Raw genomic sequence first — 14,750 nt, 5'->3', positions numbered from 1 at the left:
TTAATTAAATAAAGTAAATATAATTTATTTAATTTAAAAATTAAAAAAATTAGCTTTATTTTATAAAAGTATTTGGTATTTTTAACGTAATAAGTTATAATAGAACTAGTATTTTATCATTTTAGATTAAAGGAGGAAGAAAATGAAAAAAGGAAAAAAATTATTAGCATGTTTATTAGTTGTAGGAATGCTTATAGGATTTACAGCTTGTGGATCTAAAGATGATTCTGCAAACGGAGAAAAAACTTATATAATTGCTACAGATACAACATTTGCACCATTTGAATTTACAGATGAAAACAATAATTTCACTGGTATTGATGTTGAGTTACTTGATGCAATAGCAAAAGATCAAGGTTTTAATTATGAACTTCAATCTTTAGGTTTTGATGCAGCTGTTGCAGCTTTAGAATCAAATCAAGCTGACGCAGTAATTGCAGGTATGAGTATAACAGATGAAAGAAAAGAAAAATATGATTTCTCTGAACCATATTATGATTCTGGTGTAGTTATGGCTGTTAAAGCTGATAACACAACAATCAAAAGCTATGAAGATTTAAAAGGTGAAACAGTAGCTTGTAAAACAGGTACAGAAGGTGCTACTTTTGCTGAATCTATAAAAGATAAATATGGTTTCGAAATTTCTTACTTTAAAGATTCTCCAAAAATGTACGAAGATGTTAAAACTGGAAATACTGTAGCTTGTTTTGAAGATTATCCTGTAATGGGTTATGGTATCTCTCAAGGTAACGGATTAAAAATGGTAACAGACATGGAAAAAGGTTCTTCTTATGGTTTTGCTGTATTAAAAGGTAAAAATTCAGAACTAATTGAAATGTTCAATACAGGTTTAAAAAATATTAAAGATAGTGGAGAATATCAAAAAATATTAGATAAATATATTGCAGATAAATAGAAATAAAAAAATAGTTGGAGTGATTTAATGAATTTAATAGAGGTTTTTACTGAAGCAGCCCCATTACTTTTTGAAGGGTTTGCAATGACAATACAAATAACAATAATATCATTAATAATAGCGTTTTTCTTAGGGCTTATCTCTTGTATTATGGGGTTATCAAGTTTTAAACCTTTTAAAGCTATATCTAAATTTTATTTATGGATTATAAGAGGAACACCGCTTTTGGTACAATGTTTCTTTGTATACTTTAGTATTCCTCAGTTAATACAATCTTTTGGTATGGATTTTAGACTTACTGCTTATGCAGCCGGTTTAATAACTCTTTCTTTAAATGCCGGTGCATATATGTCTGAAATTTTTAGAGGAGGTATTCAAGCTGTTGATAAAGGTCAAATGGAAGCAGCTAGAAGTTTGGGCTTACCTAAAAGCAGAGCTATGATAAAGGTAATATTACCTCAAGCTATTAAAATATGTATTCCTTCTCTTGTAAATCAGTTTATTATTACTCTAAAGGATACATCTATTATTTCTGTTATTAGTTTAGGCGAGGTAGTATATCAAGCCAATATTTATATCGGAAGAACAATGAATTCATTTGCTACATGGACTATAGTAGGTATAATGTATTTGGTAGCGATTACTATACTTTCTATGATTTCTAATTACATTGAAAGGAGAGTAACCAATGAGTAAATTAAAAGTAACAGATCTACATAAATATTTTAAAAAGTTAGAAGTTTTAAAAGGAATAGATCTTGAAATAAAAGAAGGCGAAGTTGTTTGCATAATCGGTCCTTCCGGCTCAGGTAAAAGTACTTTTTTAAGATGTTTAAATCTTTTGGAAGTTCCAACTAAAGGTGAAATCGAAATTGACGGTAAGTTGATAACAGATAAGAAAAACGATATTAATAAAATGAGAGAAAATATTGGAATGGTATTCCAACAATTTAATCTTTTCCCTCATTTAACTGTTAAAAAAAATATTATGCTTGCTCCGGTAGATTTAAAATTAAAAACACCTGAAGAAGCAGAAAAAAAAGCTTTGGAACTTCTTGAAAGAGTAGGACTTGCTGAAAAAGCAGACGTATATCCTAAGAAACTTTCAGGTGGACAACAACAAAGAGTTGCTATAGCAAGAGCGCTTGCAATGGAGCCTGACATAATGATGTTTGATGAACCTACTTCTGCCCTTGACCCAGAAATGGTTGGGGAAGTTTTAAGTGTTATGAAAGAACTTGCTGCTCAAGGGATGACAATGGTGATTGTTACTCACGAAATAGGTTTTGCCAGAGAAGTAGCGGATAGGGTTATATTTATGGATGAAGGTATTATTATCGAACAAGGACCACCTTCAGAAGTAATCGGAAATCCTCAAAATCAAAGAACTAAAGACTTTTTAAACAAAGTTTTATAAAAAAAAGAAGGAGATATCCTTCTTCTTTTTTTAGTATTTTGAAAAAATATATTAATTATTAATTTGTAATAAAATTTATATAAAATAATAAAATATAAAATATTATAAAAAAAAAGCACCTTGTGGTGCTTTTTTTATAATGAATTGATTATTTCAACATATTTTTCTTTTGGATAAGCTCCTACTTCTCTTGCTACTTGTTCTCCGCCTTTAAAGAAAATAACTGTAGGAATGCTCATTACTCTAAACTGAATTGCAAGTTCTTGATTTGTATCAACATCAAGTTTACATACTTTAATTTTATTAGAATATTCTTCAGCAATTTCATCTATTGTTGGAGCAAGCCCTCTGCATGGACCGCACCAAGTTGCCCAAAAATCAACCATAACAGGTTTATCACTATTTAAAACTTCAGTTTCAAAATTTTCATTTGTTATTGTCACGATATTTTGATTAGCCATAATAGACCTCCTTTATATTCATTATTTACATTTTATGATATTATATCACCTTATTATTAATATTTATATATTTTATTGAAATAAAATATTAATAATTAAATTTATCATTTTATTTTATGATATAATAATTTAAAATATATCAAAAGAAAAGGCTTGTATGAAAAAAGAACTTAATGAAAGAATAAGAACATATATACATAAAAATCCCGTAAGACTTCATATGCCGGGACATAAAGGAAGAATAAATGATTTTTATTTAAAAGATTTAACAGAACTTTCATTTAATGATAATTTATTATCCCCCAATGATGTTATTCTAAATTTACAAAATAAAATATCTGATATTTTTAATACAAAATATTCTTTTATTTTAGTAAATGGAAGCACAGGAGGGATTATAAGTTCCATTTTATATTCCTTAAAAGAAAATGATAAAATATTGATTCCAAGAAATAGTCATATTTCATCATATTATGGTTTATATTTAAGTGATGCTAATCCTATTTATATTTATCCAAAGAATAATGATATTGGAATAAGTGAAGAAGAATATATATCTGCATTAAATAAAAATAAAGATATAAAAGCAGTATTTATAACATATCCAAGTTATTTTGGATATTCAATTGATATAAAAAGTTTATGTAGAAGAATAAAAGAAATAAATAGAGAAATTATAATAATTGTAGATGAGGCTCATGGAGCGCACTTTTCTTTTAGTAAGGAATATCCTGCTTCAGCACTTACCGCACAGAGTGATATTGTAATTACATCTATGCATAAGACACTATCTGGATTAACTCAAACTTCACTTTTACATATAAACAGTGATATAATTGATATTCAAAGGTTGAAATTATTTTTCAAGATGACAACTTCAACATCTCCTTCATTTTTGTTTTTGCAAAGTGTAGAAGAAGCGGTATCCTTTGCAGAAGAAAAAGGAGAAAGTATATTAAGTCAAATAAAAGAATGGTATACTGGTGCAAAAAAAGAGATAGAAGAAAATACAAATTTTTATTTGGAAGAATTTAATAGTGATATTCATGATTATACAAAATTATGTATAGGTGTTGATAATACTGGTTTTGATGGTTATTCATTATCAGAAATACTGGAGAATAATTATGATATATTTACAGAATGTTCAACAGAAAAATATGTTTTGGTATATCTTGGACTGCTTAGTAAAAAAAGTGATATTGATAGTTTAATTAGTGCATTAAAAGATATCAATAAAAAATATAAAACTAATGTAAGCAAAAAACGGGATATTATTTTTAAACATAGTGAACCTATAATAAAATATTCTATGAGAAAAACTTTATCTTTTGAAAAGAAAAGAGTAGAAATAGATGATAGTTTAGGAAGTGTAAGCTATGATTTTATAGTTCCTTATCCTCCAGGATATCCTATACTTACTCCAGGGGAAATAATTAATAAGGAAATAATAGATTATATAAAAGAAATAAAAGATAAACAAACGATTCTAGGAATAGAAAATGAATTTATAAATGTTATTAAGGAGAAATAATGGCTAAGGGAAAACTATTTGTAATAGAAGGGCTTGATGGAAGTGGAAAGCAAACACAAAGTGAACTTTTAGTTAAAAGACTAAAAGAAGAAGGATACAATGTTTTAAGGGCAAGTTATCCCAATTATGAAAGTGATTCTTCAGCTTTGGTGAAAATGTATTTGAACGGTGATTTTGGAAGTAATGCAGAAGATATAGACCCAAAGGTTGCTTCTACATTTTATGCCGTTGATAGATATGCAACATATAAAAAGGATTATGAAGAATTTTATAATAATGGTGGAATAATTATTGCAGACAGATATGTAACTTCAAATATGCTTCATCAAGGTTGTAAAATAAAAGATATAAAGAAAAGAGAAGAATTTTTAAATTGGCTGTTGGATTATGAATATAATATGTTTAAAATTCCTACTCCTGATAAAATATTTTTCTTGGATATTGACCCTAAAGTTTCTCAAAAACTTATAAAAGACAGAGATAATAAATTTACAAATGAGCATGAAAAAGATATTCACGAAAGTAATTTTGAATATTTAATGTCTGCTTATGAAAATGTAAATTTTCTTATAAAAAATTACGGTTTTGAAAGAATTGAATGTGTAGAGGATAATAAATTAAAAAGTATTGAAGAAATTAATAATGATTTATACAAAAGAATTAAAAATAATTTAGGAGGTAATACAATGAAATTAATAATAGCGATTGTTCAAAATGAAGATGCATTTATTTTATCGGATGCGCTTACAGATGAAGGTTACCAAGTAACTAAACTAAGTACAATGGGCGGATTTCTAAAACTAAAAAATGTTACATTGATGATAGGAACAGAAGATGAAAAGGTTGAAAGAGCTCTTGAAATAATGAAAAAAATATGTAAAAAAAGAGAACAGGTTGTTTCTACTCCTGTTGATGCTTCATTTATGGAAAGTCCTCTTACTACTTATTCTGCAAGCGTTGAAGTTGGAGGGGCAACTGTATTTATCTTAGATGTTGCCAGATTTGAAAAATATTAATTATGTTTGGTAATTTATTAAAAACCGAAAAAGATATTTTGTTAAATCATATAAATAATGATACTATGGCTCACGCCTATTTGTTTTATGGTGCAAAAGAAGAAATTTTAGATAATACTATATTAGAATTTTTAAAAACATTGTATTGTAAAAACAGTAGGTATTATTGTGATGAATGCGATGAGTGCTTAAAAATAAATACAAATAATAATATAGATATTACTCATATTTATAAAGACGGTGCAAGCATAAAAATAAAGCAGATAAGACAGATGCAGTATAAAGTTTCTCTTTCAAGCAGTGAATACAAATATAATATTTTTGTTGTTCATTGTGCTGATGCTATGACTGTTGAAGCCGCTAATGCATTTTTAAAAACATTGGAAGAGCCTGTAAAAGATACAATTATAATATTATCTTCTTCAAAAAAAGAAATGATTTTACCAACTATTCTTTCAAGGTGTATAGAAATAAAGGTAAATGACAGTAATGAAAATGCTACTCTTTCTGATGAAGAAAAAACATATTTGCTTGAAAATTTACTTTCTATATTTAAAGGAAATAACTTAAATAATGTAAATATTAGCAAAAAACTTGTAAAGGATAGAAATAAAGTTGAAAATTATGCAGTTTTTATAATGAAATTTTTATCAGATGTGTTAATATATAAGGAAAGCAACTTGGATATTACTTTTAATGAAGATAAAAATAATTATAAAAATTATGTTAAAGAAGTAAATAAACTTGTTACAAAACACAAATTAAAAAAAATCATTGATAAAATGTTAAACATAAACTTAATGATTAATTATAATGTTAATGCCTCATTGGCATTTTTAAGTTTATTTATGTATATTGAGGAGGATATTTAATGCAAAAAGTAGTGGGGGTAAGATTTAAACCCGCAGGTAAGATATATTATTTTGATCCTGAAAATATTTATTTAAAATTACAGGATAATGTTATTGTTGAAACAGCAAGAGGTCTCGAATATGGGACTGTTGCCGGTAAGGTTAAATATGTTGAAGATGAAGAAGTAACAAAACCTATAAAACCGGTAATAAGAAAAGCAACAGCAAAAGATACAAAAATTCACGAAGAAAATCTTGTTAAAGCTGAAAAAGCTTTGGAAATTTGTAAAAAAGAAATAGCTAAACAAGGTCTTGATATGAAGCTAATAAGAGCAGAATATACATTTAATGCTCAAAAGGTAATTTTTTATTTTACAGCAGACGGCAGAATTGATTTTAGAGAACTTGTAAAAAATTTAGCTGCTATATTTAGAATTAGAATTGAACTTAGACAAATAGGTGTAAGAGACGAATCCAAAATACTTGGAGGGCTTGGACCTTGTGGTTGTGAACTTTGTTGTAATAAATGGCTTGGAGAATTCCAACCTGTTTCAATAAAAATGGCAAAAGAACAAGGTTTATCTCTTAATCCTTCAAAAATTTCGGGAATATGCGGAAGACTTCTTTGTTGTCTTCAATATGAGCATAATTGCTATGAAGATGCTCTTTCAAGACTACCAAGAGTTTCTGATAAAGTTAAAACCGAAGATGGTGTTGGTACAATAGAAAGACTAAACGTATTAAAAGAAACTTTACTTGTTAAATTTGAAAATGATGGAGATATTGCTTTTAAAGAATATAAAAACGATGAAGTAAAAGTTTTAAAGAGAAAGAAAAAACATTGTAACAATAAAGAATGTGACAATAAAAATTGTCCTAACCATTCAAAACATGATGAAATAGAAGAACATTTGGATGAAGAATTAAAAGCACTTGAAAGAGAAGATTAGGAGAAAAGACCTTTGAAAGATTTTTTTAAAAAATATTTTATTGACACATTATCAAGTATGGCACTTGGACTGTTTTCTACTTTAATTATAGGAAGTATATTAAATCAAATAGGTGTTGTGTTTAATATAAGTTTTTTAACTGATACATTGTATCCGGCTTTAAAAACAATGACAGCACCTGTTATAGCAGTCAGTGTTTCATACGGACTTAAGGCTGATCCTCTTGTAATATTTGCATGTGGTGGTGCAGGGTTAATAGGAGGAGACCCTATAAGTGCTCTTCTTTGTGGGATAAGTGGTTCCGTGGTAGGTATGCTTATTTCAAAAAGGACAAGCATAGATATAATCGTAACTCCGATTGTTACAGTATTGGCGGCAGGTATAGTTGGATATTATGTAGGACCTATAATGCAGGATTTTATGGCATTCTTAGGTGATATAATAATGAAAGCCTGTGAACAAGAACCTTTTGTAATGGGAATTTTGGTAAGTGTAATTATGGGGATTATTTTAACACTTCCAATATCTTCCGCAGCTCTTGGTATAATGCTTAATTTATCCGGACTTGCTGCAGGTGCAGCGTGTGTGGGATGTGCTTGTCAAATGGTTGGTTTTGCGGTAATGAGTTTTAGAGAAAATAAAATTGAAGGTCTTATTTCACAAGGACTTGGGACAAGTATGCTCCAAATAGGCAACATCATGAAAAAGCCTGTGCTTTTCTTACCGCCTATAATTACAAGTGCAATTCTAGGGCCTGTGTCTACTGTTGTATTTAAAATGACAAATACAGCATATGGTGCGGGAATGGGAACAAGCGGACTTGTAGGTCAGTTTGGTATGATTGAAGCTATGGGAAGTTCAACCGGTGTTATTGCAATGATGATTTTAATGCATTTTGTTCTTCCGGCTTTTATAACCCTTGTAATAAGTGAAATATTTAGAAAGAAAAATATCATCAAACCAGGTGATTTAAAATTAGATTTAAAATAGGAGAATTGGTATGGAAAAATTATTTAACAGTACAAGAGACAAAAACAATAAGCTTACACCCTCAAAAGCTATAATAAAAGGTCTTAGTGATGATGGTGGTTTATTTGTTCCTGAATTTTTAGATGAAGTAAAATTTGATTATAAAGATTTTATAGGTAAATCTTACAATTACATAGCAAAAACAATTTTAGGTGCTTTTTTAGATTTTTCAAAGGAACAAATTGATTATTGTGTAGATAAGGCTTACAGTTTAGATAATTTTGAAAATGAAAATATTTTTAACGTTGTTGACGTTGAAGAAGGACTTTCTGTTCTTGAATTATTTACGGGAAATACAATTGCTTTTAAAGACTGCGCTCTTTCCATTTTACCTCTTTTATTAAATTGTGCAAAAGAAAATGTAAATGATAAAGATGATGTTCTTATTTTAACAGCTACAAGCGGGGACACAGGTAAAGCTGCTTTAGAAGGATTTCATGATATAGATGGTATTGATGTTATAGTTTACTATCCATATAAAGGGGTATCAAGACTTCAACTTCTTCAAATGCTTACTCAAAAAGGTAAGAATGTAAAAAGTTATGCAGTAAAAGGTAATTTTGATGATACTCAAAATGGTGTAAAAGAAATTTTTAATGATAGTGAATTTGCAAAGGAACTTGAAAAATACGGAGTAAAACTTTCTTCTGCAAACTCAATTAATATAGGAAGACTTCTTCCTCAAGTTGTTTATTATTATCATGCTTATGTAAGATTAATAGAACAAGGAAAAATTAAAGAAGGAGATAAAGTAAACTTTATAGTTCCAACAGGTAACTTTGGAAATATTTTAGCTGGATATTATGCTTATTTAACAGGTCTTCCTGTAAATAAATTGATATGTGCTTCAAATGACAATAATGTACTTTTCGATTTCTTCAAAACAGGTGTTTATGATAAAAACAGAGAATTTAAAAAGACAATTTCTCCTTCAATGGATATTTTAATTTCTTCAAACCTTGAAAGATTAATATATCATATGTATAACTCAGATGATAAAAAAGTAAAAGAACTTATGACTAAATTAAGTGAGGACGGAAAATATACAGTTGATAAAGAGTATATGGATAATGCTGACAATTTCATCGGAGGATACGCAAGTGAAGATGAAATAAGAGAAGCTATAAAATACGTTTATGAAAACGACGATTACTTAATGGATACTCATACTGCTGCAGGATATAAAGTATATAAAGATACAAAAGAAGATGATACATATTCTGTATTATTATCTACAGCGTCAGCTTATAAATTCTCTAAAGACGTATATCACTCAATTTTTGATGATGAAGTTAATGCAAGTGATGATGTTGAGTATATGTATAAATTAAACGAAAAAACAAATGTAAAAATCCCAAAAGCCGTTGATAATATCGAAAACTTCGAAAGAAGAGAAGAAGAAGTTATTACAAAAGAAGATATGAGAAATTCAATAATAAAATATATAGAAGGTAGAAAATAATGTTTGAAATAAAAGCTCCGGCTACAAGTGCCAATATATGTTGTGGATTTGATACATTTGGACTTGCAGTAACTTTATACAATACTTTTAAAGTAGAAAAAAGTGATAAATACATATTTGACGGAAGAGTAGAAGACATTAACAATACAAACAATCTTATTTTAACAAGTATGCTTACTGCTTGTAGATTTTTAGATAAAGAACCGGTTCCTGTAAAAGTTGATGTTTTTAGCGATGTTCCTTCAACTAGAGGACTAGGAAGCAGCGCAACTTGTGTTGTAGCAGGAATAATAATGGCATATAAAGTTCTTAATGTAGAGGTTGATATTGATGATGTGTTCAATATTGCCTCAAGTATAGAAGGACATCCCGATAATGTAGCTCCTTGTATTTTTGGTGGTACTACGCTTTCTTATAAACAAGATGATGAGTTTAAATATTATAAAATAAATGCAAATAAAAAATATAGGATATGTGCGTTTATTCCTCGTTTTAAGCTTTCAACAAAAAAAGCAAGAAATGTTCTTCCGGAAAAATATTCGAGAGAAGATGTTGTATTTAACATACAAAGAGCATCTTTACTTCCTCTTAGTTTAGAAAGAGGGGACAGTGAATTTGTTAAAGATGCACTTCAAGATAAAATTCATGAACCATATAGAAAAGACTTAATAAACGGATATGATGATGTGGTAAATTTAACTAAAAAATATGGTTTTGTGGGAACATATTTATCCGGTGCAGGGCCTACCATTATGGGTGTCTATGAAGGAAACATTGATCTTAAAAAATTAAGATTTGATTTAAGAAAATTAAAAGATAAATATGATTTATATCCTTTAAAGATTGATTTTAACGGTGTAAGATATTAAAAAAAGATGACTAAATGTCATCTTTTTTTATTCTTCCAACCAAGAAGAAAAATCTGCATCACTTGGCATTCTAAAATCTCCTCTTGGACTTAAACTTACCGAACCAACTTTGGGAGCGTCCGGTGTACATGAACGTTTAAATTGAGAAATGAAAAATCTTCTCATAAAGTTATTTAACCATTTTTCTATTACTTCATCTGAATATTTTTCTTTAAATGCTTGTTTTGCAAGGAAATGAAGTTTGTTTTTCTTTGCACCGCATCTTATGAAGTTATATAAGAAGAAATCATGAAGTTCATAAGGACCAATGTTATCTTCTGTTTTTTGTTCTATCTTTCCGTCTTTTGTTGGTGGTAAAAGTTCAGGGCTTATTGGTGTATCTAAAATATCAAGTAATATTTCTTTTGTTTTTTTATCGCTTATCATAGCAACTGTTCTTACCAAATGAGAAACCAATGTCTTTGGAACGCTTGCGTTTACTCCGTACATACTCATATGGTCACCGTTATATGTGCACCAGCCAAGTGCCATTTCGCTTAAATCTCCAGTACCAACTAATATTGCACCATTTTTGTTTGCCATGTCCATAAGAATTTGTGTTCTTTCTCTTGCTTGTGTATTTTCATATGTTATGTCATGTATGTTTATATCATGTTCAATATCTTTCATATGAAGAGTTGCAGCTTCTTTTATGCTTATTTCTTTTATAGTTACATTAAGGGATTTCATTAAATCAAGTGCATTAGTATAAGTTCTATCAGTTGTTCCAAATCCGGGCATTGTAATACCAATTATATTTTCACTTGGAAGTTTTAAAAGTTTCATTGTTTCACTTGCAACAAGTAAAGCCAATGTAGAATCAAGTCCCCCTGATATTCCAACGACTAATTTCTTAAGCCCTGTATGTTCAAGTCTTTTTGCAAGGGCAGAAGATTGAATACTGAATATTTCATTACATCTTTCAATTCTAAGTTCTTCATTGCTTGGAATGAATGGATGAGGATCAATATATCTATCAAAATCAGATATTTCATTATCAATAAAATGTCTTTCAATAACATCATATTCTAAATCATATTCTCTCTTATTATCATTAAAACTCATATTTTGACGTCTTTGGAAATTTAGTTTTCCCATATCTATATATGAATAAGTAAGTTCATTTTCTCTTTCAAATCTTTTGCCTTTATTTAATAAAATACCATTTTCCGCAATTACACTGCTGCCGCCAAATAGTAAATCTGTAGTTGATTCATGAACACCGGCGGAAACATATACATATCCGCATAAGCATTTCGCACTTTGAGATACTATTAAGCTTGTTCTGTATTCATCCTTTGAAACAACTTCATTGCTTGCAGATATATTTAAAATTAAATTTGCTCCGCTTAATGCAAGATTACTGCTTGGAGGGATAGGAACCCATAAGTCTTCACATACTTCTATTCCTACTGTTAAGTCTTTTCTTAGTTTAAATAGCATTTGACCAAAAGGAACTGTCTGATTTGCAATTTTTATTTCATCATAAACATCTCTTCCACTTGCAAACCATCTTTTTTCATAAAATTCATTATGAATTGGAATATATTGTTTAGGTATTACGCCTAAAATTTCACCTCTAAGCATCATAACAGCACAGTTATATAAAGCATTTTTATATCTAATAGGCATGCCAACAACAATTGCAATGTCAATTTGCTTTGTGTATTTTAATATATCTAATAAAGCTTTTTCGCATTGATCTAACAGCGTATCTTGAAAAAATAAGTCTGCACATGTATATGCACTTATAGATAACTCGGGTGTTATAAGTATCTTTACATTTTTTTCATTTGCTTTATTTATTAATTCAATTATTTGTTCTTTGTTGTATTCGGGATTTGCAACTTTTACCTTTGGAACTCCTGTTGCAACTTTTATAAAACCATAATTTTTCATTTCTTTTACCTTCTTAAATAATTAATAACAATTAATTATAACATAATATATTTAAAATGAAAATAAGATAGTTTTTTCATATTATATTTATTTGTAGAAAAAGCTCGAAGTTTGACAATTTATTGGGTTCGTAGTATACTTTATGTCAAAGTTTAATTATGTAAAATCAATCATTTTTTTATTATTTGGGGAGAAAAAAATTGACGAAGAAAAAAAGATTAATAATATTATTATTAATAGATATTTTAATAGTGTCATTCAGTATGATAATGTCACTTTTATTAAGGTTTGATTTATTTATAATACCTTCAAGATTTTTATATCCTGCACTAAGATTTTTACCACTTGATATTGTAATTGCAATAGCTGTTCTTGCTATTTTCAAAATGTATAACAGAGTATGGACTTATGCATCTATGGATGAAGTCGTTTCTGCTTTTAAATCTGCTGTTGTAATTGAAATTATTTACATTATTTATCATGTTTACTTAGATGTTGGGATGCCAAGAAGTTACTATTTCTTTGATTTTACTTTTCTTTTTGTATTAATTGCACTTTCTCGTTTATCTGTAAGAATTTATAAAGGAATCATTATAAGAAAAAATAAAAGCGAATTAAAAAGAAATGTTATGATTATAGGTGCCGGTTCTGCTGGTTCTTTGCTTATTAAAGAAATCAGAAACGGTATGAAACACTATGAAGTAGTATGTATAATAGACGATAATGAGGAAAAAAAAGGGAAATATATACATAATATCCCTATTGTTGGCGGAAGAGATGATATTTTATTTAATATTAACAAATATGACATAGATGAAATAATTATAGCAATGCCTTCTGCATCTGTTGACACAATAAGAGATATTATTACTATATGTAATCAAACTAGTGTAAAACTTAAAATATTACCAGCAATTTCAAAAAGCCTTACTACATCTTTAACTCAAAAGGTCAGAGAAGTTAATTATGAAGACTTACTTGGAAGAGCTGCTGTAGATATAAAAAATAAAGAACTTAGGACTTTTATTGACGGAAAAACCGTTATGGTTACAGGGGGTGGAGGAACTATCGGTTCTGAACTTTGCAGACAAATTGCTGCAAATAAACCTGATAAGTTGCTTGTTGTTGACATATATGAAAATACGGCATATGAACTTCAAATGGAACTTAAAAGAAAACATCCTGAGATTGATGTACGTGTGCTTATTGCTTCCATTAGAGATTATGATAGAATGGAGTGTATATTTAAAAAATATAATCCTCAAATTGTTTATCATGCAGCTGCACATAAGCACGTTCCTTTAATGGAATATTCTCCTAACGAAGCTGTAAAAAATAACTGTAAGGGAACTTTAAATCTTGTTAATCTTGCGGATAAATATGAAGTTAAAAGATTTGTATTAATTTCTACAGATAAAGCTGTAAGACCTACAAACGTTATGGGGGCTACCAAGAGAATATGTGAAAAAATTATACAAAGCTATAATAAAATTTCTAAGACAGAATTTGTTGCTGTAAGATTTGGTAATGTACTTGGAAGTAATGGCTCTGTTATTCCTTTATTCTTAAAACAAATAGAAGAAGGGGGACCTGTTACCGTAACTCATAAAGAAGTTACAAGATTTTTCATGACTGTAAGAGAAGCTGTTTCTCTTGTAATTCAAGCAGGACTTCTTGCAAAAGGCGGCGAAATCTTTGTTCTTGATATGGGAAAACCTGTTAAAATTTATGACTTGGCGGTTAACTTGATTAAATTAAAAGGTTATGTTCCAAATGAAGACATAAAAATAGAAGTTGTTGGGTTAAGACCCGGAGAAAAAATGTATGAAGAAATTCTTATGGAAGAAGAAGGTCTTACAGGAACAAAAAATCATATGATTTATATTGCAAAACCTATTGATATAGATATAGACAAGTTTTTTGTTGATTTAGATAATCTTATTGATACTGCATATAAAAATCCGGATAATATTAGGGAAGAAATAAAAAAACTTTGTCCTACATATAATGAAGCAAAAAATGATTAATATAAGTATCTTAAAGTGATTTTTATCATTTTAAGATACTTTTTATTAATAAACGATTAAAAATTTGTCAAAATATTATATTTAGGTGTATAATATGTATTTAGTAATAAGGAGAAAATCTGTGGATAGTATAAGTAAAAAAAGTAATTTATTTTTTAATATTATGCTAATCATTACAATGATTGTATTCGTATTTAGAAATACATTATTATCTGAGCTTGACAATGCTTTTAGTATAAGCTTTAATTTGTTATGCTTTTTTTGTGTATTGTTTTATTCT

General features: G+C 28.5%; 13 protein-coding genes and 1 pseudogene. 12 read left to right on the top strand and 2 right to left on the bottom strand.

The window, feature by feature from the left end:
- Nucleotides 1–142: 142 nt before the first annotated feature.
- Genes FGQ49_RS10515 through FGQ49_RS05055 form a run of 3 tightly spaced genes read left to right on the top strand, consistent with a single transcriptional unit; the run spans nucleotide 143 to nucleotide 2,333 of the window.
- Nucleotides 143–916, top strand: a complete 774-nt coding sequence (locus FGQ49_RS10515; RefSeq protein ID WP_207669792.1) for a transporter substrate-binding domain-containing protein — start codon at nucleotides 143–145, stop codon at nucleotides 914–916.
- Between the two features lie 27 nt (nucleotides 917–943).
- Complete coding sequence (locus FGQ49_RS10510; RefSeq protein ID WP_207669791.1) at nucleotides 944–1,612, top strand: amino acid ABC transporter permease; 669 nt, start codon at nucleotides 944–946, stop codon at nucleotides 1,610–1,612.
- The gene (locus FGQ49_RS05055; protein WP_138268785.1) at nucleotides 1,605–2,333 is read left to right on the top strand and encodes an amino acid ABC transporter ATP-binding protein; all 729 of its coding nucleotides are present in this window, start codon (nucleotides 1,605–1,607) and stop codon (nucleotides 2,331–2,333) included. Before FGQ49_RS10510 ends, FGQ49_RS05055 begins: the two co-directional genes overlap by 8 nt.
- 134 nt (nucleotides 2,334–2,467) lie before the next feature.
- Here the strand turns inward: FGQ49_RS05055 and trxA are convergent, their stop codons facing one another.
- Entirely contained in the window at nucleotides 2,468–2,794 is a 327-nt protein-coding gene (trxA, locus tag FGQ49_RS05050; protein ID WP_138268784.1) for a thioredoxin, read from the bottom strand.
- A gap of 157 nt (nucleotides 2,795–2,951) precedes the next feature.
- Between trxA and FGQ49_RS05045 the strand changes: the two genes are divergently transcribed.
- From FGQ49_RS05045 to thrB, 8 genes and pseudogenes are all read left to right on the top strand, one after another.
- Nucleotides 2,952–4,328: an aminotransferase class I/II-fold pyridoxal phosphate-dependent enzyme gene (locus FGQ49_RS05045; RefSeq protein WP_138268783.1), complete on the top strand. Its 1,377-nt coding sequence runs from the start codon at nucleotides 2,952–2,954 to the stop codon at nucleotides 4,326–4,328.
- Nucleotides 4,328–4,990 (top strand): annotated as a pseudogene (locus tag FGQ49_RS05040) (dTMP kinase); the annotation flags it as partial. The gene FGQ49_RS05045 and the pseudogene FGQ49_RS05040, both read left to right, overlap by 1 nt.
- 24 nt (nucleotides 4,991–5,014) lie before the next feature.
- Nucleotides 5,015–5,344, top strand: a complete 330-nt coding sequence (locus tag FGQ49_RS10325; RefSeq protein WP_171020594.1) for a cyclic-di-AMP receptor — start codon at nucleotides 5,015–5,017, stop codon at nucleotides 5,342–5,344.
- Nucleotides 5,345–5,346: 2 nt separating this feature from the next.
- Complete coding sequence (locus FGQ49_RS05035) at nucleotides 5,347–6,216, top strand: hypothetical protein (RefSeq protein ID WP_138268781.1); 870 nt, start codon at nucleotides 5,347–5,349, stop codon at nucleotides 6,214–6,216.
- Entirely contained in the window at nucleotides 6,216–7,145 is a 930-nt protein-coding gene (locus FGQ49_RS05030) for a PSP1 domain-containing protein (RefSeq protein ID WP_138268780.1), read from the top strand. Before FGQ49_RS05035 ends, FGQ49_RS05030 begins: the two co-directional genes overlap by 1 nt.
- Before the next feature lie 12 nt (nucleotides 7,146–7,157).
- Nucleotides 7,158–8,135, top strand: a complete 978-nt coding sequence (locus tag FGQ49_RS05025) for a PTS transporter subunit IIC (protein ID WP_243112218.1) — start codon at nucleotides 7,158–7,160, stop codon at nucleotides 8,133–8,135.
- A 10-nt stretch (nucleotides 8,136–8,145) separates the two neighbouring features.
- On the top strand, nucleotides 8,146–9,636 hold the full coding sequence (thrC, locus tag FGQ49_RS05020; RefSeq protein ID WP_138268779.1) for a threonine synthase: 1,491 nt from the start codon (nucleotides 8,146–8,148) through the stop codon (nucleotides 9,634–9,636).
- Entirely contained in the window at nucleotides 9,636–10,505 is an 870-nt protein-coding gene (gene thrB / locus FGQ49_RS05015) for a homoserine kinase (protein WP_138268778.1), read from the top strand. The genes thrC and thrB overlap by 1 nt, the downstream gene beginning before the upstream one ends.
- A gap of 27 nt (nucleotides 10,506–10,532) precedes the next feature.
- Here thrB and FGQ49_RS05010 read toward each other — a convergent pair whose 3' ends face one another.
- Nucleotides 10,533–12,443, bottom strand: coding sequence for an NAD(+) synthase (locus FGQ49_RS05010; protein ID WP_138268777.1), 1,911 nt, complete (start codon nucleotides 12,441–12,443; stop codon nucleotides 10,533–10,535).
- 200 nt (nucleotides 12,444–12,643) lie between these two features.
- Between FGQ49_RS05010 and FGQ49_RS05005 the strand changes: the two genes are divergently transcribed.
- Nucleotides 12,644–14,470 (top strand): polysaccharide biosynthesis protein, encoded by a 1,827-nt coding sequence (locus tag FGQ49_RS05005; protein WP_431731925.1) that lies wholly within the window; start codon nucleotides 12,644–12,646, stop codon nucleotides 14,468–14,470.
- The last annotated feature ends 280 nt before the right edge of the window (nucleotides 14,471–14,750 follow it).

Origin of the sequence: Anaerofustis stercorihominis (genome assembly GCF_005844425.1) — a bacterium.
Classification (GTDB): Bacteria; Bacillota; Clostridia; order Eubacteriales; family Anaerofustaceae; genus Anaerofustis; species Anaerofustis butyriciformans.
The sequence above is the reverse complement of the archived record's forward strand: the minus strand, read 5'-3'. Positions and strand labels throughout refer to the sequence as shown.